This window comes from Neobacillus drentensis (assembly GCF_036965645.1).
GTDB lineage: Bacteria > Bacillota > Bacilli > Bacillales > Cytobacillaceae > Neobacillus > Neobacillus drentensis_D.
Genome location: NZ_JBALPZ010000036.1, coordinates 1 through 922, shown reverse-complemented (window position 1 = coordinate 922; position 922 = coordinate 1). Strand labels below are relative to the sequence as shown.

Genomic DNA, 922 nt, shown 5'->3' with positions numbered 1-922 from the left:
TTTTTTCTTCTTCTTTTTTTTAAAAATAAGACTTTTCTCCTGGTGGAGAAAAACTAGTAAAAAAAACTGGATAGCCTATTAAGACTATCCAGTACCTCTATGCCAGAACTTTATAATTTTTGTGTGCTACCACTGTTCTATTTTCTTTAAACTCCAATTCTGTATTGTTTTCGGTTATCTTTGTAATCACAGAATTGTCATAAACCTTCTCCACGATCCCTTTGACTCCATTTTTAAAAAAGATACGATCGCCTATTTCTGCTATCTTTTTAGCTTTGAATACCATATGAATCCCTCCAAATGAAACAAATTTCATTAAAGAATCTTGATTTGAACCTCATTCTAATAAAAAGAATGATTTCATGCTATTGTTTTTGTCGCTTTTAACGAAAAAGTAAAGTTTGTAATTTAAGGTACATCCTCGCTCGGTGTTTTGACGTCTAAAGTCATCATTCACTAAATTTCGTCATAATTTGAGTTGGCCTTGTGACCTGACTGCAATTTATGTAACTTAATTAATATATATCTTTCAGAATATTTTGTGTTATAATAAGTTTACCAACTTAGTAATTAAATGAAGTTGGCGGTTTTTACCATAAAAAACATGAAAAGAGGGATTGCTAATGGATAATTGTATTAAGTGCGGAGAGGAATTAGCTATCATGGAGCGGAATCGGACGGAGTGCTGGGAGTGCAGAGACACAACAATCGAAACATATGCAGAATCGGATGATTTCGGCATTTAACGGAGAATGTCTCCACTCCTTGTCTTCTATCAACGAATTACCGACCACTTATGATTTTACCAACCACTTCATTTTGGCCCCTGATCTTTAACATTAAGCTAAAAAATTCATTAAAATGCCCGGTCGAAATTCACGACCGGGTTTTCTCATTTTAGATGCATGGGGACGGTTCTCCT

2 protein-coding genes are annotated in these 922 nt (G+C 34.3%); one reads left to right on the top strand and one right to left on the bottom strand.

Going from position 1 to position 922, the window contains the following annotated elements:
• Positions 1-97: 97 nt before the first annotated feature.
• Entirely contained in the window at positions 98-286 is a 189-nt protein-coding gene (locus tag V7266_RS07195) for a DUF2187 family protein (RefSeq protein ID WP_335467058.1), read from the bottom strand.
• A gap of 337 nt (positions 287-623) precedes the next feature.
• Between V7266_RS07195 and V7266_RS07190 the strand changes: the two genes are divergently transcribed.
• Positions 624-746: a hypothetical protein gene (locus tag V7266_RS07190; protein ID WP_335467057.1), complete on the top strand. Its 123-nt coding sequence runs from the start codon at positions 624-626 to the stop codon at positions 744-746.
• Positions 747-922: the final 176 nt, after the last annotated feature.